Source organism: Mycoplasma zalophidermidis (assembly GCF_018913985.1).
Lineage (GTDB): Bacteria > Bacillota_I > Bacilli_A > Mycoplasmatales > Metamycoplasmataceae > Mycoplasmopsis > Mycoplasmopsis zalophidermidis.
In genome coordinates this window covers 33,361-57,156 of record NZ_JAHMHK010000005.1, presented here as the reverse complement: position 1 = coordinate 57,156, position 23,796 = coordinate 33,361, and the positions used below count along the sequence as shown (strand labels likewise).

At 30.0% G+C, this 23,796-nt stretch carries 22 protein-coding genes and 1 other RNA gene; 18 read left to right on the top strand and 5 right to left on the bottom strand.

The features are described from left to right. Positions 1 to 326 precede the first annotated feature (326 nt). The 3 genes from KQ878_RS03160 to aspS are packed head-to-tail and all read right to left on the bottom strand — an operon-like array spanning position 327 to position 3,760. Entirely contained in the window at positions 327 to 1,016 is a 690-nt protein-coding gene (locus KQ878_RS03160; protein ID WP_216505748.1) for a hypothetical protein, read from the bottom strand. A 45-nt stretch (positions 1,017 to 1,061) separates the two neighbouring features. Then, positions 1,062 to 2,012 carry a prolyl aminopeptidase gene (pip, locus tag KQ878_RS03155; protein ID WP_216567917.1) on the bottom strand — a complete coding sequence of 317 codons (951 nt, stop codon included), beginning with the start codon at positions 2,010 to 2,012 and terminating at the stop codon, positions 1,062 to 1,064. Between the two features lie 35 nt (positions 2,013 to 2,047). Then, the gene (gene aspS, locus KQ878_RS03150) at positions 2,048 to 3,760 is read right to left on the bottom strand and encodes an aspartate--tRNA ligase (protein WP_216505746.1); all 1,713 of its coding nucleotides are present in this window, start codon (positions 3,758 to 3,760) and stop codon (positions 2,048 to 2,050) included. Between the two features lie 426 nt (positions 3,761 to 4,186). Here aspS and tuf point away from each other — a divergent pair, with 426 nt between their 5' ends. The 10 genes from tuf (at position 4,187) to KQ878_RS03100 (ending at position 11,827) form a co-directional block, all read left to right on the top strand. Beyond that, positions 4,187 to 5,377, top strand: a complete 1,191-nt coding sequence (gene tuf, locus KQ878_RS03145; RefSeq protein WP_216505745.1) for an elongation factor Tu — start codon at positions 4,187 to 4,189, stop codon at positions 5,375 to 5,377. Between the two features lie 101 nt (positions 5,378 to 5,478). Continuing rightward, on the top strand, positions 5,479 to 5,874 hold the full coding sequence (tsaE, locus tag KQ878_RS03140) for a tRNA (adenosine(37)-N6)-threonylcarbamoyltransferase complex ATPase subunit type 1 TsaE (protein WP_216505744.1): 396 nt from the start codon (positions 5,479 to 5,481) through the stop codon (positions 5,872 to 5,874). Next, on the top strand, positions 5,874 to 6,431 hold the full coding sequence (tsaB, locus tag KQ878_RS03135; protein ID WP_216567916.1) for a tRNA (adenosine(37)-N6)-threonylcarbamoyltransferase complex dimerization subunit type 1 TsaB: 558 nt from the start codon (positions 5,874 to 5,876) through the stop codon (positions 6,429 to 6,431). The genes tsaE and tsaB overlap by 1 nt, the downstream gene beginning before the upstream one ends. Further along, positions 6,431 to 7,366, top strand: coding sequence for a tRNA (adenosine(37)-N6)-threonylcarbamoyltransferase complex transferase subunit TsaD (tsaD, locus tag KQ878_RS03130; RefSeq protein WP_216505742.1), 936 nt, complete (start codon positions 6,431 to 6,433; stop codon positions 7,364 to 7,366). Before tsaB ends, tsaD begins: the two co-directional genes overlap by 1 nt. A 125-nt stretch (positions 7,367 to 7,491) precedes the next feature. Then, the gene (locus KQ878_RS03125; protein WP_171111886.1) at positions 7,492 to 7,731 is read left to right on the top strand and encodes a YdbC family protein; all 240 of its coding nucleotides are present in this window, start codon (positions 7,492 to 7,494) and stop codon (positions 7,729 to 7,731) included. Positions 7,732 to 7,801: 70 nt separating this feature from the next. Then, entirely contained in the window at positions 7,802 to 8,620 is an 819-nt protein-coding gene (locus KQ878_RS03120) for a GNAT family N-acetyltransferase (RefSeq protein ID WP_216505670.1), read from the top strand. Further along, positions 8,613 to 9,986: a signal recognition particle protein gene (ffh, locus tag KQ878_RS03115; RefSeq protein WP_216505671.1), complete on the top strand. Its 1,374-nt coding sequence runs from the start codon at positions 8,613 to 8,615 to the stop codon at positions 9,984 to 9,986. Before KQ878_RS03120 ends, ffh begins: the two co-directional genes overlap by 8 nt. Then, positions 9,958 to 10,893 carry a YwaF family protein gene (locus tag KQ878_RS03110; protein ID WP_308506972.1) on the top strand — a complete coding sequence of 312 codons (936 nt, stop codon included), beginning with the start codon at positions 9,958 to 9,960 and terminating at the stop codon, positions 10,891 to 10,893. Before ffh ends, KQ878_RS03110 begins: the two co-directional genes overlap by 29 nt. A 185-nt stretch (positions 10,894 to 11,078) precedes the next feature. After that, positions 11,079 to 11,475, top strand: a transfer-messenger RNA (tmRNA) gene (gene ssrA / locus KQ878_RS03105). 76 nt (positions 11,476 to 11,551) lie between these two features. Then, entirely contained in the window at positions 11,552 to 11,827 is a 276-nt protein-coding gene (locus KQ878_RS03100; RefSeq protein ID WP_216505673.1) for a hypothetical protein, read from the top strand. A 43-nt stretch (positions 11,828 to 11,870) separates the two neighbouring features. Here the strand turns inward: KQ878_RS03100 and pgsA are convergent, their stop codons facing one another. Continuing rightward, entirely contained in the window at positions 11,871 to 12,650 is a 780-nt protein-coding gene (gene pgsA / locus KQ878_RS04440; RefSeq protein ID WP_216505674.1) for a CDP-diacylglycerol--glycerol-3-phosphate 3-phosphatidyltransferase, read from the bottom strand. Then, positions 12,640 to 13,149, bottom strand: coding sequence for an MHJ_0274 family protein (locus tag KQ878_RS03090; protein ID WP_216505675.1), 510 nt, complete (start codon positions 13,147 to 13,149; stop codon positions 12,640 to 12,642). Before KQ878_RS03090 ends, pgsA begins: the two co-directional genes overlap by 11 nt. 205 nt (positions 13,150 to 13,354) lie before the next feature. Between KQ878_RS03090 and KQ878_RS03085 the strand changes: the two genes are divergently transcribed. The 8 genes from KQ878_RS03085 to KQ878_RS03050 all read left to right on the top strand — a co-directional run bounded on the left by KQ878_RS03085 (position 13,355) and on the right by KQ878_RS03050 (position 23,796). Further along, positions 13,355 to 14,572, top strand: a complete 1,218-nt coding sequence (locus KQ878_RS03085; protein WP_216505676.1) for a hypothetical protein — start codon at positions 13,355 to 13,357, stop codon at positions 14,570 to 14,572. 288 nt (positions 14,573 to 14,860) lie between these two features. Next, positions 14,861 to 17,077: a P68 family surface lipoprotein gene (locus tag KQ878_RS04435; RefSeq protein ID WP_216567914.1), complete on the top strand. Its 2,217-nt coding sequence runs from the start codon at positions 14,861 to 14,863 to the stop codon at positions 17,075 to 17,077. Between the two features lie 82 nt (positions 17,078 to 17,159). Continuing rightward, the gene (locus KQ878_RS03075; RefSeq protein ID WP_216567913.1) at positions 17,160 to 18,014 is read left to right on the top strand and encodes a thermonuclease family protein; all 855 of its coding nucleotides are present in this window, start codon (positions 17,160 to 17,162) and stop codon (positions 18,012 to 18,014) included. Between the two features lie 8 nt (positions 18,015 to 18,022). Continuing rightward, positions 18,023 to 20,152 (top strand): ATP-binding cassette domain-containing protein, encoded by a 2,130-nt coding sequence (locus KQ878_RS03070; RefSeq protein WP_216567912.1) that lies wholly within the window; start codon positions 18,023 to 18,025, stop codon positions 20,150 to 20,152. Next, positions 20,142 to 21,269 carry a carbohydrate ABC transporter permease gene (locus KQ878_RS03065; RefSeq protein WP_216567911.1) on the top strand — a complete coding sequence of 376 codons (1,128 nt, stop codon included), beginning with the start codon at positions 20,142 to 20,144 and terminating at the stop codon, positions 21,267 to 21,269. The genes KQ878_RS03070 and KQ878_RS03065 overlap by 11 nt, the downstream gene beginning before the upstream one ends. Beyond that, positions 21,178 to 22,206 carry a carbohydrate ABC transporter permease gene (locus KQ878_RS03060; RefSeq protein WP_216505681.1) on the top strand — a complete coding sequence of 343 codons (1,029 nt, stop codon included), beginning with the start codon at positions 21,178 to 21,180 and terminating at the stop codon, positions 22,204 to 22,206. Before KQ878_RS03065 ends, KQ878_RS03060 begins: the two co-directional genes overlap by 92 nt. Before the next feature lie 9 nt (positions 22,207 to 22,215). Next, entirely contained in the window at positions 22,216 to 22,494 is a 279-nt protein-coding gene (locus KQ878_RS03055) for a hypothetical protein (protein ID WP_216505682.1), read from the top strand. A 9-nt stretch (positions 22,495 to 22,503) separates the two neighbouring features. Next, positions 22,504 to 23,796 (top strand): hypothetical protein, encoded by a 1,293-nt coding sequence (locus tag KQ878_RS03050; protein WP_216505683.1) that lies wholly within the window; start codon positions 22,504 to 22,506, stop codon positions 23,794 to 23,796.

The following is a 23,796-nucleotide window of genomic DNA, read 5'->3' as shown; positions in this document are numbered from 1 at the left end:
GAAAAATGGAAATAACTTTTGAAGGTGCAAGCACAAATGAGTTATTCAATGACAAAATTAATGATGGCACATTTGACAAAAAAGGACATGCTATAGAAAATCTTTTTAAGGATATGTTTGATGTCATTGATAAATTAGATAATAATTAGTTTTTAAGAATTAACTAAAATAGCAAAAAATTAACATTAATTAAAGTGTTAATTTTTTACATTATTATTGATTTTTTGTTAAAAATTACTCGGATACAAAGTAAAAATTAAAATACCAAGTGCATTTGGAATGCGCTTGGTATTTTATTAAGGGAAATCTTAGACTTGCCTAAATTTTTAAATGTGACATTTTGGTTTTTTATGGCTTTTTCTAATTAGAGCTACTTCACCATATAAGTCAAAGTCCTCATTAGTTCAGTCTATTTCAGCAGAAGATTCGGTATCAACAGCGTCAGAAACAATTGTTAGAATATGTCTATCTGAAAAAGCTCCAAATATTTCCATCAATACTTGTGTTGTGCGTGTGATAGAATCAAGGTATTCTTGATATCTAGATTGTTCTAATGCTTCTAACATTAAAATATTTCTTTTTGAATTAAATTTTTGGTTATTATCAGCATTGAAAACTAATGATTCTTTTTTACTATTTATTGCATAAATTAACTCGTTGTTTACAAAGTCGATATCAATTGGTCCAAATTTGTTATCAATCTGCAGCAAATTGTATGTAAAGCCCGTTATAACGCTCATCATATTTAAAACATTTTGCATTGGATCGCTAGTTTCAAATGAGCTAACACCATTTTTAATGATGTTTTTTAATGATGTAGTAACTTTTTTATCATCAAAAGGTTTTAGAAATAGCTCTAATTGACTTGAATTTTGCAATGCTTCAATAGCTTGTTGTTTTAATTCTTGGTATGCCAATTCGTTAATTACACTGTTATTTAAATCAAATAATCTAAATGCAGTAATAACTACTCATGGTTGCTTTTTAAGCAATCTTCTTAATAAGGTAATGGTCATTTTGTCTCCTTTAAATATGTTTTATTATACAAAGACAACAATGTATTAGCGAATAAAACTTTTAGTTATTTCGACTAATTTCTTGGATATTTTTCACTCGCGTTGCGTATGTGCAGTTTTAGATAAAATGAATAAATGCGCATTATTCAATTCTTTAGCGAGTTCATATGCTCCTGAAGGTCTGCAATCTAAATCATAAACACCATGAACTATATATGTTTCAATATCTTTGATGCGCTCAACATTATTTAGAATATAATTTTCAGGCATGAAACCTTTGTTAAAAAAATAATAGTTTTCTAAAAATGATATTTCTTTAGTTTCCTTTAAATTATCCTCACCATCAAAAGCAATTTCGTTAACACTAATTAAACACGTTTCTCAACGCGACCATTCAATAAATGCTTGGTTTCTTATTTTTTCATTATCACAATTCATTCTGTAATAGTATGCGTCTACAATGTTATTTTTTTCTTGTTCAGTTAGAAAATGAGTATATTGGTCAAATTCACGTGGTTTAAAATAACTTGCACCTTCTTGGAATAGCCATTTAATATCACTTTCTCTGTTTAGATAAATTCCTCTAAGAACCATTTTGCTAACGTTTTGCGGATATTTTATTGCATAACACAAACTCAAAGTAGTACCCCATGAGCCACCAAATAGAATTCATTGCTCTATCCCGAGCAATTTACGGATATTCTCCATATCCTCAACCAAAAAGTCAGTTGTGTTATTTAATGTAGAAATTGATGGAGTTGATAATCCACAACCCCTTTGATCAATTAGAATGATTTTATAAAATTTTGGGTCGAAATATCTACGACAAACGGGACTTGTTCCACCTCCCGGTCCTCCATGAACATACACAATCGGAACACCATTTGGGTTACCACTGACTTCATAATAAATTTTATGATTTGAATCAGAGGGTGCGTAAAAACCTTTATGAAAGGGTTCAATTTCCGGATATAAATATTTTAAATATGTTTTCATAAACTAAATTTTACATAAAAAAACTAGCATTACTGCTAGTTATTATTATTTTTTACTTGAATGAACAGTTCGTTAAGTTGTTTTTCATCAACTGTATTAGGTGCTTGTGTAAACACATCTTGTGCTTTAGCATTTTTAGGGAATGCAATAACATCACGAATACTTTTTTCATGAGCTAAAATCATAACTAATCTATCAATACCTAAACCAATACCACAATGAGGTGGAACCCCAAATTTAAATGAGTTCATGAATCATCCAAATTTTGATTGTTGTTGTTCTTCATTCATGCCAATTAAACTGAACATTTTTTCCTGTGTTTTTTTATCGAAAATTCTTGCCGAACCCGACCCTAATTCAAATCCATTTAAAACTAAATCATAACTTTTAGCCATTACTTTTTCTAATGGAAGTTTATCTAATTCTTCAAGTTCATGGTCAAATTGAGTAAATGGGTGATGTGCTGCTTGTCATGAATTATTTTCTTCATCGTATTCAAACATAGGCCAATCAGTAATTCATGATAAATGATATTCATCAGGGTTTGCGTATTGGAACATTTCGTTTAATTCGACTCTAACGGCTCCAAGTGCTTTTGAGGCGTTTTCGTATGTATTAGCAACAATGAAATATGTTCCATCAGTATTTTGACGAGATTCAATTAATTTATAAGCAGATTCGCTAACTTTATTTGCAAAATTAGTATGAACAATTTTTCCATCTTCAACAACAAAATAAAATAGAATATTAGCTTTATTTTTTAATGCAACTTCTGAAAGAGATTTAAAGTCTTTTTTACTGATTTTCGTGTCAACGAAAAGCAAACGTTTAGAAGGCGCATCTTTAATAATGTTAAAATCAGTATCGCTACAAAAATCATTGATATCTTCAATTTTATAACCATATCTCAAATCCGGCTTATCAGTTCCGTAATCTCTTAACGCGTCAAAGTATTTAACTCTTACTAATGGCGTTTTTAGATTTAATCCCAATTGTTTAAAAATGTGAATGAATAATTCTTCAATATATTTTTGGAAATCTTCCACATTCATAAACGAAGCTTCAATGTCAAGTTGAGTAAACTCGGGTTGACGGTCTTTACGACCATCTTCATCTCTAAAACAACGAGCGAATTGATAATATCTTTCAAAACCAGAAATCATTAAAACTTGCTTGAATAACTGAGGACTTTGTGGCAATGCTCAAAATTTATCTGCTTCTCTTGTTGGTACTAAGAAATCACGAGCACCCTCAGGTGTTGATCTTGCAAGCATCGGTGTTTCAATATCAATGAAATTGTGTTTGTGCATAAATTCACGAACTGCAAACATCAAATTATTTTTCATAATAATATTATTTTGCATTTTAGGTCTACGTAAATCTAAGTAACGATATTTTAATCTTAAATCTTCCTTAACATCAATATCATCTCTAACGGCAAAAGGTAATTCTTCTACTGATTCTGAAAAAATATTAAAACTTTCAACAACTACCTCAATTTCGCCGGTTTTTAATTCTTTATTTACGCTTTTACGTTGAACAACCTTGCCTGAAACTTCAATAATACTTTCTTTAGTGATATTTAAATCTTGATTAAAAACACATTGAACAATGCCACTACGATCACGTAAATCAATAAATGTTAACTCACCAAAACGTCTTTTGTTTGCCACTCATCCGTGCAAAACTACGTTCTGTCCAATGTTTTTAGCACCTAAATCATTGTTATTAATATATTTTGTTTTCATATTTAGCTCCTAATTTTGATTAATTAATTATATACGTATTTAGGTATAACCAAACTTATTCATCTAATTTATTTATGTAAATTTTAACATATGTTTTTTGTGAAAAATTTCAGAATGACAACAATATATTTAATATTTGAAGATTAAAAATAACTATAATTTGTTTTCATGCTTTGATTAATTTAATTAAAATCAACGAATAATTCACTTAAAAAAATGCAAATTAATTTAACTTGTTAATTTAACTTGCATATTATTATTAATATTAATAGCAAATATTTAATTTTTGTAATTGTTAATCTTTGGTAAAATGATATTGCTATTTTATTATTACATTAAATAGCCATGGATAGGATGCGGATGAAAGGCCGCACTTAGGTGGTTTAGCGCTAAACAATTTAATATTTATGAAAGGAAATAAATAACATGGCAAAAATTGATTTTAACCGTGATAAAGAACACGTAAATATCGGTACCATTGGTCACGTTGACCACGGTAAAACTACTTTAACCGCTGCTATTGCTTCAACATTAGCTAAAAAAGGTCTAGCTGAAGCTCGTGATTACGCTTCAATCGACAACGCACCTGAAGAAAAAGCACGTGGAATAACAATTAACACATCACACATCGAATACCAAACAGAAAAACGTCACTATGCACACGTTGACTGTCCTGGTCACGCTGACTACATCAAAAACATGATTACCGGTGCTGCGCAAATGGACGGGGCAATCTTAGTTGTTGCTGCAACTGACGGGGCTATGCCTCAAACACGTGAACACATTCTACTATCTAAACAAGTTGGTGTTCCACGTATGGTTGTATTCCTAAACAAAGTTGACATGCTATCAGACGATGAAGCTGAAATGGTTGACTTAGTTGAAATGGAAGTTCGTGAACTACTTTCAAAATACGGTTTTGACGGAGATAACACACCATTCGTACGTGGTTCTGCTGCTAAAGCTCTAGAAGGAAATGCTGAATACGAAGCTAAAATTCTAGAACTAATGGATGCAGTTGACTCATGAATCGAAACTCCTGTTAAAGAATTTGACAAACCATTCTTGATGGCTGTTGAAGACGTATTCACAATCTCAGGACGTGGTACAGTTGCTACAGGACGTGTTGAACGTGGAAAATTAAACCTTAACGAAGAAGTTGAAATTGTTGGTCTAAGACCTACAAAGAAAACTGTTGTTACAGGTATGGAAATGTTCAGAAAGAACCTAAAAGAAGTTCAGGCTGGAGATAACGCAGGTCTATTACTACGTGGAGTTGAAAGATCATCAATCGAACGTGGACAAGTTCTTGCAAAACCAGGATCAATCGTTCCTCACACAGAATTTACAGCACAAATTTATGTTCTAACTAAAGATGAAGGTGGACGTCACACTCCATTCTTCAAGAACTACAAACCTCAATTCTACTTCCGTACAACAGATGTTACTGGTGGAGTTGAATTTGAAGCTGGACGTGAAATGGTTACACCAGGTGAAAACGTTGAACTAACTGTTAAATTAATCTCACCAATCGCAGTTGAAGAAGGTACAAAATTCTCAATTCGTGAAGGTGGACACACCGTAGGTTACGGTAACGTTACAAAAATTATTAAATAATTTAAAAAATTATTTCAAGATGGGGCAACCCATCTTTTTTTATACTTTCAAATAATTAAAAACTATTAATAATATAAAATAATTATTAAAGCGAGGTAAAAATGACTAAAGAATTTTCTATTCCTACAGGTGACTCAATAAAAAATGTCGCCATTTATGTATTAAATAATTTAACAAAATCAAAAATATTATTGCTGAATGGGGACTTGGGGGCTGGCAAAACTGCGTTAGTTAAAGAATTGGCGAAGCTTATCGGCATTAGGGAAAACATAACTTCTCCAACATTTAACTACATGAAAGATTATGAAGGATTAATTCATATAGATGCATATCATTTGAGCGATGATTTAAGTGAATTCGAAGATTATTATTTGGATAATATTGTTGCTATAGAGTGATCAGATAATATTAGACATAATTATTCCAACTACTTGGATATAAGGATTAAACTAGATAGCAATAATAATCATATTTTTGAAATAAAGGAGGTCAAATAATGAAATTGTTTCTCGATACCACTACAGACACTTTTGCAATAGCTCTATATGACAAAAAATTCAATTTGATAGATTCATATATACTGGATAAGGAACCAAAAAAAGTTAATTTAATAACAGATTATACAAAAAAAATACTAGCTAAAAATGATATTAAAATTACTGATATAACTGATTTTTATACTAACTTGGGGCCAGGTTATTTTACGGGCGTTCGTATCTCACTGGTGTATTTAAGAACAATCGCCTTATTAACAAATGCAAAAATTTATACTACAAGTTCTATGCAAATTATTCAAAAACAAAATCCAAATCATAACAAATTCACTATTAATGCTTCTGGCGGAAAATCTTATGTCTTCTATCCTAATAATACTGATTTTTCTATTGATTTAGTAAAAATTGAAGTTTCAACAACTGACAACTTTGATTCTATAAATTACCACGACTTAATCAATAACTTAGAAAACTACTTAAACATATTTAGTAATAACGAAAATCTGCTCAACATTGAACCATACTATATAAAAAAACCACAAATAGGAGAAAAAAAATAATGAGAATACTCGGTATAGAAACAAGTCACGATGACACATCTGTTGCATTGTTAGAAGATGGAAAAATATTGGATTTGCACACAATAAGTCAAATAGATGTTTTTAAGGAATTTGGTGGTACGATTCCTGAAATTAGTTCGCGTCTTCACGTAAAAGCAATCAATTTAATTCAAATGTTACTTCAAAAAAAGTACGACCTTAAAACTATTGATTACATAGCTTATACTGAAAAACCTGGATTAATCGGCACATTACAAATTGGTTTTTTATTTGCTAACGCATTATCATTAACATTGGATAAACCTTTAATTCCAATCAATCATTTACATGGGCATTTTTACTCTAATGCAATTGATAGTAAAATAAATTACCCGTCATTATGTTTATTAGTTTCCGGTGGTCATACTCAATTAATGTTAGTCAACAATGCCTTCGATATTAAAATAATTGGCGAAACACTTGATGATGCCGTTGGTGAAGCTTTTGATAAAGTCAGTTCAAAATTAGGGTTAGGTTTTCCTGGTGGTCCAAAAATTGATAAGATTTATCAAAACTATAAAGGACAATATATTTCATTTACCCAACCTCACACAGAAAACGAATTTGATTTTAGTTTTAGTGGACTAAAATCACAGGTACTAAACTATTTTAATACTCAAAAAATGAAGGGTATTGAGATAGACCCTGAACAAGTTGCTGCAAGTTTCCAAAATACTGCGATTGATTATTTAATTAATAAAACAAAGTTGGCATTAAATAAATTTGATGTTAAATCTCTTGTTTTGGCTGGTGGTGTCAGCGCAAACACTGAATTAAGAAAAAGATTTTTAACTCTTAGTCCTAAGTCTTTAGTTCCAAATTTGAAATACGCTACAGACAATGGTGCAATGATCGCAATGTGTGCTTATATGCAAATCAATGAAAAAACTAGATAAATTTCTTAAATTGACTAAATTCATTGAAAATTATCTGCATATATTAAAAATAAATAATAAAATTTGAATATTATATATAATATATATATATTAATATTAATTATTTTATATATAAAGGGGTTATTATGGCATTCAAAAAACCAGAAATTACAAATAAAATTGTACGTCATATAGGTAAAATAGCTGAAACAAACAGCGGTTATACTAAAGAATTAAATTTGGTATCTTGAAATGACGGCGAAGCTAAATACGATATTCGTGATTGAAGCGAAGATCACGCACGTTCAAGCAAAGGTATTACTTTGACATTAGAAGAGTTAAAAGCTTTAAAAACTATTCTTGATGAAGAAGTTAAAAATCTTTAATTTAATCATTAAAAAATAACCTGTAAAAGGTTGTCTTTTTCTATTCAATAGGAAGTCGAGAAGATGAAATATGATTATTAAAGCAACAGAAGGGCAAAAAAATAGTATCTTAGATTTTTTAAATAAAGATCTTGACAACAATTTTTTCTTTATTGGAGATATAGAAAATTTTGGACTTCATTCTAAAATTCACTCAACATATGTAAAATTATCATCTAATAATGAGATAGTCGCTGTATTATTAATTTTTAATAATACATTACTTTTCTATGATCCTTTTTTCAAACTACACTGAAACGAAATAATCGAAATGGTAGATAAACACAAATTGATAAATATCAACATTTCAGAAAAAATGTATGAGCGCTTTATGGATAATTTCAACAATCATCGTTTCAAAGTTCATAAACAGTATCTAGCCAAACTAAATAGTTTTATTAATTTGGATACATCAAAAGCAAAAGAAGCAACAAAAGATGATGTCAAATTGATTGTTGAATCTAGATTAAGAATTCCTGAATTTACTGAATTTACCAGTGATTTCGTCAATGAATATAATTCATACCTAGAAAGTTATGAATCAGGGGTTTCCCATCCATTCATCATTAAATCATCGTCCGGAAAAGTAATCAGTTGTGCGACAATTGCTATAAATGCTTCAAATAAATCTGTAATTGGTGGAGTATATACCTTGCCAGAATTCAGACAATTAGGTCTAGCTTCAATTGTTGTTGCAGCATTAAGTAATTGAATACTAAACAGAGGTAATCAGCCAATATTGTTTTATCACAATCCTAAAGCTGGTAAAATATATCATTCATTAGGTTATAAGGATGTTGGCATCTTATACACAATAGTTGTCAACGATATTAAGGAGAAAAATGTTTAATTTTTTAGAAAATAGAATTCAAAAATCAATTCAAAAAATGAATAAAAAAACAATTATTAATGAAGAAGATATTTTAGAAGTAACAAGAGATATTAAAATGGCTCTCTTGGAGGCAGACGTCAATTTACGTGTTGTAAAGGACTTTGTTAATAATGTTAAGGAAAAAGCGTTAGAATCTAGATTGGTTGGTTCGTTGAATGCTTCTCAACAAATGATTAAAATTGTTCACGCAGAATTACAAGAAATTTTAGGTGGAGAAGTCAAGGAAATAAAAATTGATAAACGTCCATTTATTATAATGATGACAGGTTTACAGGGGTCTGGTAAAACTACAGCAGCTGCAAAATTAGCTTTCCATTTCCGTAAGAAAAATTATGTTTCTAAACCCTTACTAGTTGCTGCTGATATTTATCGTCCCGCTGCCGTACAACAACTAGTAACTCTAGCAAAAAGTATCCAAGTTGATTATTTTGAAAAAGGAACCTCGGATACAGCGCAAAATATAGTGAAAGAAGCTTTAAAATATGCAGAAGATAATAAAAATGATTTTATAATTATTGATACTGCGGGTCGTCTTTCAATTGATGAAGCACTAATGAACGAGTTAGTAGATTTAAAGAAAATTGCTAGTCCTAACGAAATATTTTTCGTTGCTGATGCACTAAGTGGTCAAGATATCATCAATGTAGCCACAGCTTTCAACGACAAGTTAAAACTGACTGGAAGTATCATTACAAAACTAGATTCAGATGCCCGTGGTGGAGCTGCCTTGAGTTTATGTAAAGTGCTTAATCTGCCAATTCGCTTTATAGGTACCGGTGAAAAAATCTCTAATCTAGATTTATTCTATCCAGATAGAATGGCAGATCGTATTTTAGGCATGGGCGATGTTTTAAGTCTTATTGAAAAAGCTGAAGAGGTTTATGACCCTGACCAAGCAAATAACATGGTTGCTAAACTTTTAAAAGGTGAATTTACACTTGACGATTTAATGAGTAATCTAGCTCAAATGAAAAAACTAGGTAAGATGAAAGCTATTCTTAAAATGATTCCAGGATTAGCTAATAAAATCAGTGAAGAGAAAATCATTGAAGCAGAAAATAAAATGGCCACTTATGAAATTTTAATTTCTTCAATGACAACAAAAGAACGAAAAAACCCTAAACTTCTTAAACAAGCCTCTCGCAAAGCCCGTATTTTAAGAGGAAGCGGTAGAAGCGCATTCGAATTTAATAGATTAATTAACGATTTCGAAGCAATGTCTAAAAATATGAATGAAATGGCAAAAAAAGTTAAAAGTGGAAATCTATCAGACCTAGCCAAATTTGGCGGTATGGGTGGTAACGGAGGATTCAGTGGGTTCTAGTTTACCTGAATTTTTCCGATGACAAGGAGAAAATAAACATTTTTCTTTCTCCGGAATAAGTTTAATTTTCTATATTATTACATTCGCAATTGTTTTTGTATGTGTACTTTTATTATGAATATTTAAAAACCTTTTGCGAAGATGATTTTCTACTAAAGATACTCATTTGCGTGTATTTAAGACAAAAATATTATTTAGATTTATCGGTATAACCACATTGATTTTTATGGTATTTAGAAGTTACATTTTATATGTATCTAACTACCCAACAAGATGAGAAATATTACCTCTTCACTTGTGTAGATTAACAATGATATTTCTTTCATTAACCTTAATCTTAAACAGAATTGATTTAGTGAAATATTTTGGTCATTTAGCAATAATTGGTTCCATTTTAGCAATCATTAAGCCGGATTTTGATTTTGCAAAAACAATCAATGATGTTTCTCCAATTGGTTTAGATTCATTTTATTATTATGACTATATTCTTGCACATTCTTGACTATTATTGGCAACAAGTTCGCTTTACGCCATTAAATACATAGATTTAAAAATAAAAGACTGAGTTATAACGGTTATTTTCTTTAGTTGCGTAGCTACTCTTATGTTTTTTATTAATTGAATAACTTTCAAATATGCACCAAAAGGTTGAAAAACCAATTATTTCTATCTTGGGGATGATTCAATCAATCCTCAAAAAAATGTGTTTGGTGTTGCTTCTAATTGGCCTTATAACCTATTATCCTGAACATTTATTGGTATTATTGCAACGTCAATTTCAACTATGTTTTGAATCTTTCAAAGCAAATTTACCTTTGATAAATTCGACAATAAATTTAAATTTAAATTAGTTAAAGCACAACGCTGAGAAGAGTTTTATCACTCGTTTAATATAAAAAAACATTAAATCAAAAATAACCGTACAACTTATCAGTTTAGGTAATAATATTTTTACTAAAGAAACTAACTATTAATATTTTGAAAAATTTAATAATAATTTTTTTGTTATGTTAGTAATTAATTTTAAAAAGGAATAACATTTATAAATGTCATTTTCTAAATTATTAAAAAGTGATATATTAATAATCATGTGGGGGTGTAATGGCTTCGACATGTAGTGGGTATTAGTAACATCAGTGGTTTGGTAGACCATAATACTTCTAGGCTTTATAGTCGCAAAAAACGAAAACAAAGTTCAAATTGAACTAAAAGACTTGATTATGGCAAACCAAAATCAAGCACACTCAAACCTAGTTTTTGCTTAATTTTGCAAACTAGTGCACCATTCATCTCGCCTTAGTTGGTTGGTGTGGTTTAAAAGGCTCGGTTGATTATTTACACCTAATATCAATTTAAATTAAAAGTGTACTAGTATTGAATGTCTTTGTTTATTTAGCATCATTATTAGCAATAGAAATAAACTAAACTGTAAGAAGTGTTGCTATGTCTTACTATGTGGACACGGGTTCAACTCCCGTCATCTCCACCATATGTAATATCACCAAATCTGCCAAGTGCGGATTTTTTATTGAATTCACTGTTGAATTATGTTGTAAAATGTAATTATGAAAAAGCAAGTTCAAAAGAATACGGAAATAATTGAAAATACCTTAGAGTTAAACGTTAGATCCGGCTTGTCTAGAAAACAAATAAAACATTTAGACAACTATGACAGAAAATATATTTTACGCAAAGCGAGAAATAACATAATAAATAATCCTTATAAAGTTAAGAACGCACTTCGTAAACGTTTGTTTTCAATTGTGGGTGTTGTTTTACTAAGTTCTTTATTATTCATTCTATTAATTGCACTAATTATTGTCATCTTTTGAAAATACTAAAAATCACCCATATGATAAGGTGATTTTTAATTATAATTTCTATCTAGTTGTTATCTTTTTTCTTGGTGTTTTTTATTATTTCGGCTGTAATTTGATCATCAAATTTTGATTTAAACTTTTCAACATCCATATTTCCTTTTGTTTTATTTGAATGATTTAGATGAGGTAATACATTTTGAATATATAGATAGCCAGACAATAAACTAAAAACTAAAGCGATAATAAGAGGAAGCGAAGCAATATAGGCGTATAAATATCACAGCCCTGCATTTTCAAAACGGAATTGAGAGAAAAAGTTCGGCGATGAAATTGCTATAATGAACAGTAAAATAATTGCAAAAGATTGAACCAATGTTTTAATTTTGCCTCATATAGATGCCGAAACATCAATGTTATGTTCTTTCATTGCGACTCTACAACCGTCAACAATTAAATCTCTAATAATAAATAAAACAACTACTCAAAATGGTATAAAACCATTTGAAATGACCATTAAAAACAATAACGAAGCTGTGGTTATCATTTTGTCCGCTATTGGATCTCACAATTTACCAAAAGAAGTAACCAAATGGTTCTTACGTGCAATATATCCATCAAAATAATCTGTAATCATCGCCCCTATAAATATCATGAGCATCAACGTTAACAAAATTCTACTAAAATATTTCGTAAATCATTCGCTGTTATAAAATCCGTTAATGCTTTTAAAAAAATAAACATTGCTAATTGTTAAATAAATAAGACCCAAAACCAATAATGGAACAAACAAGATAATTCTTATTAAAGTTAGTTTATTGGGTAAGTTAAGATTTTTAAACTTCATTTTTATAATACTCCTCAATTTCATTCTCGAATTTATTAATTTCTTCTTTTTTATTTTCTAAATCAATCAATAAAATTTCATCTTTCAAATATTCCAAAACAGTGATCGCTTTATTTCATACAGACGAACGAGTATCTCTTAAAACAACAAAATTCTTAAATAATTCAGAACAATCGGGATTATTGACTATGAATTCCCTGAATTCAGAAGATTGTTGTAAATCAAGTAAATATTTTCTAGCTGTATTGACAATTTGACTCATTTTATAGTCCCCAATGCTTGGTTTAAAATTGTCTAATAAATCTTGATTTTTCTTTAGTAAAAGATCAAGTTTTAAAACAGTCTCAGTTTTAATTCTTGTTGCATCATTTTTAAATTCAATTTCTTTTCTTTTCCGTTTCTTTTTAGCTCTCGCGTCCTTGACTGCGGAATAGACAAAAAATACAATTAAAAGTAAAATGACAACTCCGAAAATTCAATACATTAAATAACCATTCATATAACCTCCTAGTTACTATTAATTAATTATATATAAAAGTAACTGATATACATAATTAATCATAATAAATAATGATTATTCCATTGCTATGCAATATATGAATTACCAAAATAATATCTTTTATTTACTAAAACTATTGATTATTGTGTAAAAACAACAAATCTTTAACAAAATAGAATATTACCAATTAAAGTATAATGTAATCATGAAATATAAAACTCTTTTAAAATCCTTTTCAGTACCAATAACTTCAGCATTGTGTTTGTCAGCAATTTCATGCAAAGACGACTCTACAAAAATTAAAGAATCATTCAATAAATACAGAACCAGTTTAGAAAACGTTTATAAAAACAATGATAAATTTTCACGTTATATTTTAAGTAATGAAAATAAAGATCTTAGTGCAATATTGATTGACAACTTATTTCTAAATGATTTAATTGTATTAAAAAACGAAATTGAACAAGGTCGAGATAAAGACAATTTCCTCAACCGTTCAGATGTTTTGATAAACATAATAGAACAAGACGGCTCAATAAGTGAATTCAATCAAGAAAAATCAAAATTTAATGAAATCGTTGATAATATCAAAAATAATTCTCAGCAATATAACGATGTAATTAAGTCTGTGATTTTAAATCTTTTAACAAGTATTACTCAATATTTTAACGACATTGAAAAACTTAACTCTAGATCATTTTTAAATTTCATCAATCAAAGACTTAAGGTTTTATATGAATATACACAATCGCAAGAGTTAAATAAAATTGTTTCATCATTCAATAATTACGATAAATTATCAAAGCAATTCAATTATTATAAAAAAGAAATTATGGAAGACCTCAACAATAAATTTAATTCCCATTTTATATTTAAAGATAATTTTGAACATTTATGTGAATTCGGCGAAAAATACAATAATTTAAATAAATACGGATCAGATATTTATAAAAATATCCAATTTAATTTACCTTACATCGCTTTTAAGTATTTCTTTATCAAAAATTCCGAGGAATTTAATTACCTAAATAATAGTAAAAAATGAACTAATGAAGAAACAAGTAAAATAATGAATAAATTAACTGATATTATTGAAAATAATTATCGTTCGAAATACGATTATCTTGCTAAAGTGCATAATGAATTCAAGAATTTTGTATTTTTTATGGATCGAATAGGTCCCCAAGATTATACAAATATAAAGAAATTAGGTTTAATAGATACAATGAAACAATGAACCAGCAATTTTGATAAAACCGAAGATGCTTTTTTAGTTTGATTTACCAAATTAGAAAATAAAGAACCTATCTCTTATAAAGAAAATTTTAAATCGGATTTAACATATGAAATGTCATTAGACAACAAAAAAATTATTTTCAGAAATACATACGAAAGCGCAGCAAAAAACTATTCAAATTGATAATTATATTTTAAAAAAATTATCAATTACCGAAAATTTTACCTATGCTACGTAAATTAAGTTAAATTCGTCAAAGGAAAATTTTTTTCATGTTTTTAAAATTATTATAAAATAACATAATATCTTAACTTTTTTTACGCGCGCATAGGCGCATTTTTTTATAATATATTGTATAATTAAATAGCTTATAAATCATAGTGGGGTTTCATATGTTTTAATAAGCGTTAATTCAAAATAAATAAACTCAAAATATACACAAATTAACTAATTATTTGTGTATGAAAGGGAAATATGAAAAAAAATAAATTATTATTATCAATTGGCGCTATTGCCGGAACAGCATCAGTGGCTGCACCACTTTTAGCTGCATCATGTAGTAACGACAAATTTGATAAATCAAGAGAAAAACTAATTTTTGCAGTTACATTCTCGAGAGGTAAAGAGCAATGAAACGCTGTTGACGGAGTTATTAGAAAATATAACGCCGAAGTAGTTCAACCTAAACGTAAAGAACTACAAGCTAAAATTGCTAGTGCTAAAGGTGATGAAAAGGCTAAACTTGAAGCTGAGTTGGCTACCTACATGGAAGTTGAACTAAAAAATATTGGTTCAGGTTATGGAGCTGGTCACACTGAAGTTGTAAGTAGCATGAAAAACAACAACATCAAACAACTTCCGAACATGACAATTAACTACTCATCTACAATCGCTGAAATTGTTAACTATGGTAGAAAAGTTGATGTATCAGATAAATCATTCGGTGATTTAGCAATACAACGGGATGTTTTTGTAAAAAAATTCGTTGATGTTAACGACAAAATTACTGGTGTTACTGAGGGTGGACATTACTCACTACCTATTATGAAGTCAACAGTAGTATTTGGAATTAATGGTCCAATTTACAAATATGTATTTAAAACATTAAAAGAAGCAGGATATACTATTGACAAATCATTAATCAAAGATTTTAAAGTTGATACTACTGATTGAGACGGTGATGTTACCGTTATTGGTGATGATAGTCACTTTGGTAAAGCTATTACTTCTGCCGAAATTCAAAAAATCTTTACAGAAGCTAAATACCCAGGCAAAAAAATTGGTGCAAATGTCTTGACAGAATTCAAAACATATATCAAATTTATTACTGACGCAATTAAGATTTTTGAAAAATCAAAAACTCGTGATAAATCTACAGTTGCATTATTAGGTATTGATGACCCATCAGGTATTTTAAATACAGTCTTATACTCAAAATTAGGTGCTAAAGACAGTAAAATGCCAATGGCAGTTATTAAAAGTAATGACGGATCAGTTAAGGTTTCATTCACGGGTATTGCAGATAAAAACTCAGAATCATACAAAGCTACAAAAGAAGTTTATGATCTAGTCATGGACGCTGTTGAAGCTGGTGCTCTAAAAGTTTATGGTGGTGGTGCATATTCATCAGCAGACGAAACAAACCATAAAGTTGGTGCAAACTTTGGTTCAACCGCAGGTTACTCTCATAACTTTATTGATGCCGGTGACATTAAGCCAACATTTAAATTACCAAATGTTAAAACAAAAGACGGACAAGAAGTTAATATCGGTGTTTCGGACATAGGTACCGTTAAGTCAGATAAAAATGATAACAAAAAGACAAATCTACAATTCAAATATGGTAATGTAGTTCTGGATTCTAAAGCTGATACTTCTAAAGAAAAATACTTCTACCAATCAGATGCCGCAAATGATTCAATTATTGATAAACTAAATGAGTTAAAAAATAAACAAAATAAATATATTGTTCACATTGAAAATATTGATGATAATAAATCGATTATCGATGGAATGAATAAATTAACTTCAGAGTTCGAAAAACTTGGTGAATTAACACACTTTGAAAAACATGGTACAGCAGAAGAGAAAAAGACAAAATATGTATTCTATTCATTTGTTAACCCTGTAACAAAATCTTATAAGACAGATGACATTGATGTTAACTTACCATCTGCAACTGGTTCACTTCAAAAAAATGAATTAATTACCAAACAAACTCCTTCAAAATATGACGAAACTTCGACGGTTCAAACAGCATTCTTGCAGGGTCCTAACCTATTCGTTATCGATAATGGTGAAGCTCAAAACAAAGCATCGGTAAGATTCTTAAACTTTGTTCTAAAAGATAAAAAACCAAAGAATTATGGTAAGCACCACGAAAAAGATACTAACGCCGCTTACATAGCTTCAACAGCGTCTTACATCGTGCCATATAACGGTTTTGAAAAAGGTAAAGAATTAGAATACCCAAGAAAGAAAAACGCATATTTAGACGTAGCATTTAGATTATTTACAGATAACAATATTACTCTATACGAAGAACCAACAAGTAAATATTCAAATGCGTACAGAGAAGCATTCAACTCAAATATGAAATCATTTGCTGAATCATTACGTGATAATGGTACACGTAAATCATTCGATGTTTTTGCACAACAAATGCAATCAACAACAACAAACTTTAATTAAATCAAACAGAAATATAAATACATCATTTATGTCTTTTGACATAAATGTTTGTATTACTATAAATTTCCTATAAGGAGCTAAAATGAACTTTAAAAGATTATTAGTATCCACCACTCTTCCATTAACAGGTTGTTTAACCGCTTTATCAGCATCATGTTCGCAAAAAATTTCTGATGAAAAAGTCGCCGAACAATTCAATGAATTAATGAAAGATAAGGGAAATTGAGAAATAAAATTGGATAAAGAAAATACTCTAGTTCAAAAAAACGTTTTTAAAGCAAAAGTTACTCAACATGCTGATGGGGACACTATCCAAGTGTTGGCATTAGAGGACAACGGAAAACACAGCATTAAAAACGGAAAATATTACAAAATTAGACTGGCCGGTATTGATACACCCGAAAAAAATGTTGGGGGCACCGATTCAGACCCTGAAGAAATGTTTTGGGCAGTTAAGGCGTCAAAATTCTGTGAAGAAGTATTAAAAGATGATCAAATTGTTTATATTTTTGCTACTGGAAAAGATACATATGGCCGTATCACTGCAGATGTGTTTTTCAGTTATGATAATAACCAACCTAACTCAGTTGAAGAAGCAAACCATTCATATTCAGTTGAAATCACGAGAGCTGGTTGAACATTACCTTACTTAACAAATCCTAGCGACTTAGTGACTTTAATTGATAAAGGCACACTTCAAAGTTATACATTCTACTCATTAGGTTTAGCACTAAGAAGTGCATATGATAATAAAAGAGGGTTTTTCTATACCCAATCATTATTTAAGAAAAAACCTGAAGATTTTTCTAAAATCTACAAAATTAAAAAAATTGGTGAAAGCTGAAGACCATTTTGAAAAGATTCCGGAGTAAATAATGTATTTAAATACGAAACCTACGAATCAGTGTATAAGCCTGCCGTAGCACAAAATAAATAAGGACCATTATGAGATTACTTAAAAAATTATTTAACAAAATTAATGTGTCTGCATCTAAATATACAGAGGAAGACTATCAAGAATACAGAAGAATTTTGGAATCTGTTATAACGCATAAAGAAGATAAATCATTGCCAGCTATTGAATTGAAAAATGTTTACATCGATTTCGGTGAAACATTAGCTGTTGATGATGTTAGCTTCAAAATACCTGAAGGTAAATTAGTTACACTTCTAGGACCATCTGGTTCAGGTAAAACAACTGCTCTAAACGCAATTTCTGGATTACTAACCATCAGTAGTGGAAAAGTAAGATTTTATGGTAAAAACGTTACTGCGCTTACTCCACAAAAACGTAAAATTGGTTTTGTTTTCCAAAACTACGCTTTATATCCACACATGAGTGTGTATGCAAACATTGCGTTCCCTCTTAAAAACGATGCAGCCTGACAAAATGGTATCATTACCAAAAGTTTGATTGCACAAACAAAAATAAACAACATTTATCTAAAGAAATTAGGTGCAAGTGAATTAGAAACACAATCATATTTAGAAACAGTGGAAAATACTCGTGCTGTTCTAGATGAATTAGAAAGATTGCTATCTAAGTCTATTTCAAAGAGAAGACACAATTTTTCAATGGCACAAAGTGCTTACAAACTTGCTCTTAACAAATATGAAGCGAAATCTTCTATACTTGCAAAAAACGTATTAGAACGTTTTAGTGACTTAAAAGAAGATTACAAAAAAATCATATCTAATATCAAATTTGAAAAATCAATAGAAAAATCAAACGGTATCGTAAGAGAAGTTTTACCTTGCCCAATGATTCAAGAAATTGAAGAATCAGGTCTATTGGTATTTAAAAAACCTCATGTTGTGAAAGCACCTAAAGACACACAACATATTTGAGCATTTACACACGATTATGCTCAATTAGAGAAAAAATATGCTGAATACGAAGAACTATTAGCAAGAATTGATGAATTAAACAAGTTAGATTACTCTAAAGCAGATGCTATTAAATTGGCGAAACTAGAGAAAAAACTTCTTGTTAACCAAACAATTTGTAAACACGCCATGAAATTAATTAACATTCAAGACGAAAGTGTTGACAAAATTAAGCAACTTAAGAAGGAACTTAAAGATGCTGAGGTTGAGTTACGTACTATTAGTAAAGAACACATTGCTCGTGCTAAACGTAACATGAAAAAGATTCCTGTAATTATGCAAAAAGAATACAACCGTATTCACAAAGAATTGAATGATAAATACGATTTTGTACGTATCATCAAGGAAGATAAAAAATTACGTAACTTCAATTTAACTCCTGAAGAACGTGCTGAAATTGAAGAAATCTCCAAGGATATTATTTCAATTAAAAAAGCCCTTCACAGAGATGTTTTAGAAGTTGCTAAACGTGTAAATATCTTGCCTATTTTACAGAAAAAACCAACAAGATTATCTGGTGGTCAACAACAACGTGTTTCTATTGCTCGTGCTATTGTTAAAAAACCTAAAATCTTGTTAATGGACGAACCATTGTCTAACCTAGATGCTAAACTACGTATCAATACAAGACAATGAATCCGTGAAATTCAACAAAGTTTAGGTATTACAACAGTTTTTGTTACCCACGATCAAGAAGAAGCTATGTCAATTTCAGATATCGTTGTATGTATGTCGACAGCAAAAGTACAACAAATGGGTACACCAATGGAGCTATATAACAAACCAGTCAACCAATTTGTTGCTCGTTTCCTAGGTATGCCCGAAATGGGTCTATTACCTGGTGATTACACTAATGGAGTATTAAAAGTTTTAGGAGTTAATATTCCTGGAGTTAAATTACAAGGCAAAGATTCTGCCGAAGTTAATGTTGGAGTTCGTGCCGAAGATTACACAATTATTGAAGACTCTTCACAAGCACAATTCCACGGAAAAGTAACAACTGTTGAACAATTCGGTAAAGAATCAAAATTAGTCGTTACTTTAAATAAAGACACAAAACTAAACTTCCTTGTCAACAATAAATATAATTTCCATGTTGGCGATGATTTACACTTTAATATCCCATCTGACAGACTACACATCTTTGACTCGGTAAGCGAAGAAAGAATTGAGTACGATGTTCAATAATTACTTTAAGAGAAAGAGCTTAGAAACAAATAACAGATTTTTATTCAATTTCTCTATCAATAAACAAGCAAAGAAAAACAACGCTATTTCTGAGTCGGTTGTCGATCGCAGAACACCTTTTATAGCAGCATTGATTTTAATCTTACCTGCATTAGCAGTTCTAATCACATTCTCTGTTGTTCCTTTCATTATTAACGTTAAATCTACATTTACACATGTCGAAAACGTTAATGGAGTAAGAACATCAACTTGAGTAGGATTTGGTAATGTTGTAGACTTGTTTAAGCAACTAAAATTTGCCGTTGGGATAAGAAACTCATTCATTTATGGCCTTTTAGTGTTACCTATTTCTATGATTGTTTCACTATTAGTATCATCTTTAATAGCAACAGTTATTCGTAAAAAATTAAGAGGATTTTTACAAACAATTTTCTTCTTACCTTACGTTACTAACATTGTTGCCGTATCGCTAGCCTTTGTTCAAATCTTCCAACCAGATGGACAATTTAACCAAATTGCCAGATGATTTGGATTTAAAGGAAACACACCATGATTACAAGCAACCAAAGAAGGTGAAGTTGCATTCAAGGCCTTATTTGTTATGCTAGTCAATGGTGTTTGAGGCTCATTAGCTTTCAATATCTTATTATTCACTACCGCTATGCTTTCAGTGGATAAAAACCTATATAGATCTGCTTCAATTGATGGTGTTGGCGGAACTAAACAATTTTTCACTATCACACTACCATCTATCAATAAAACAATAACATTCATTATGACCATGGGTATTATCAACGGAATTAAAGTCTTTCCTCTTGCGCTTTTCGAAATGAAGCCAGAACAAGCATTTAATGCCGGTGCCTCAACCATTATGTTATTCATTTACTACTTCGTACAACAAAACAACTATGAACTTGCTGGTGCGGCATCAATTATTTTATTCATTATTGGTGTTTCATACTCAACAATCATTCGTTCAGGCTTTAGAGTATTAACTCTTGCCTCAATTAATAAAGGAGAATCTGATGTTTGAAACAAGATTAAGAATTCAGCGGAAATTAGCGAACATAAAGCTAAGACGCAAAAGAGATTCAGTTACTCTTCAAGTACATGATAGTTCTCTTTTAACAATATTTACGAAGTATTTTATCAAATTAATTTTATTGGTATTCTTTGCTATGGTTGTCTTGATTCCATTTGCTTACATGATTCTAATTTCATCAATGAGTAACAATCAAGCCGACTTAGTTAAAACTGGTCAAGCTGGTATTTGGCCACAAACATGAGAATTAGGTAAAAACCTTGCGACGGCCGCAACCGGTCAAACAAAATCATTTTGACCTTGAGAACAAGGTTGACAACAAGGTTACTTATTCTCATTCATTCTTACTTTTGCTAACGTTTTAATTTCAATTGTTTTAAAAATATTTATCACAATGTTATTAGGATACGCATTTAGTTTGAAAAAATGATGAGGCAAGGAATTTGTGTGATTCTTATTGATGACAATTCTTGTCTTACCTGAAGTTGCCTTACTTTCAGGACAAAGATGAGTTGTTGTCCAAATGGACAACGCTCTAAAACCACAAGACAGCGACAAATTCAACTTATTTAACTATAACTTATTTGTTATCGCTATTCCTTTTGTGGCTTCAATATTTAACGGATTAATGTTTAGAAATGCCTTTGAATCAATTCCAAACAGAATCAAAGAAGTTGCTATGGTTGATGGTGCAGTTGGCGCTAAATACCTATTCAAAATCGCAATCCCAATGGTTGCACCTACAACGTTAACAGTTATTATTCTTACTACGCTAGCATCTTGAAACTCATTCCTATGACCTTCGTTGATTGCTGGTACCGATTATAGAGTTATGTCTGTATGATTATTTGGGGTTGGTGTTGACCACTCTACAGCTGACGAAAGAACATACTACAATATTAAGATGGCCGGAGCAATTTGAGTTATCTTGCCAATGTTTGTTTTCTTTTTTGTCGCTAGAAATAAAATCATGAACGCAATTAGTCGTCAAGGTAGCACAATTAAAGGATAGGATTATAAAATGAAGAAAATTAATATTAAGACACGTACTATTATCTGATTATTAGCCGGAATCGTTTCACTAGCAATCATCATAGTTTGTTCGTTGATTATTCATCGCGTGACCCATGGTGTTGAAGCTATTCGTCACATAAATCTAGAAACTGAATTAGCTGGTGAATATCGTGCACATAAGGCATATGCAATTGGTATATTAAGTTTTTGTTCGGTCATTTGTGCCATTTCAATATCAATTTGCTATCTAGGCTTCAAATCTTGAAACTACAACGCAACCTTATAGGAGGAAAATATGAATAGAAAACTACTTTTATCGCTTTCACCAATTATAAGCTTTGCACCAATTGCTACAGTTTCATGTGTTAATCCTTTCACTGATAACGACTTATTAAAAAATGCTCAAAGACATAACAAAAACAACTCTATTTTTGCTAATAAATCATTCGATGAATTCAAGCAAAAATTAATTAAATCTAATATTTACCCAACTAACACCGAGCAAGAAAAAGAAGAATTCAACAAAGTTCTTTTATCATTCCAAAATTTCTTTGAAAAAGATATTGATGATATAAATTACTTAACCTTAGACAAATTCAATATTTCATTTAAAATTGAAAACGCTAAATTAACAAATAAATTAATTGTTTTTAAAGATAGAAAAAAAGTTTCAACTAGTTCTAACATTACCACGAATGCTCAAATTTTATTAATGGACTATTTATTCTCTAAATCACCATTTGGACACACTGTTTTAAATAAGGTTTGAACAGATAGTTCCAGAGTTGAAAAAACTTTATACCAACCTCTAGATCACGAAGGTTCAAATATTTTTACATTTGATAAATCTGCAGCAGATGTTAATGTTGATTCAACAATTATCATTCCTAATGCTATTATCAATTCATTAAAAAATGATGAATTTGTCACTGTTCAATCTATAGAAACCTTTATAAAAGCGTACAAACATACTATTTCAGTTCTTTCTAAATTCATAAAGAAAATTGATGAAACGAATGAACATAATTTATTAAATTCATTAGCTCCTATTTATTATGTTTTGGAAAACCCCAAACACAATTTTTGAATTAACAAAAATTATGCTCCAACGGAAGAAGGAGTCTATGCAATGTTTACTAAAGACGGTTTTGCCAAATTAGAACAAAATATTGAAAATAGAATCACTGATTTCGCAAAAGATCCGGAAGCATTTTATAAAAAACATAAAAACATAACAAATAAACACTTTCACGATGATGAAAACATTAGTGAATTTATGAAAACTATTGAAAAATATAATCAAGGTATCGGTAGATTAGGTTGAACGGAAGTTGTGACCTATTCGCTATATTTCAACTTCCCTGCTGATATTCAAATTTTAGATTTTAAAGATAAACAAAATAATAAAATTTACTTAATTCAATTTACTGATGCGGAAGGAAATTCAATTCTTGTAAACCCAGTTGCTGATTTTAAAAAAGATTCAACAACAATTTACAAAAATAAAAATGAATTAACTGCTGCTGGATATACATTAGACACAAGCAATATTTTGGGTCAAAACATCCAAAACTCAGTTTGAAAATAA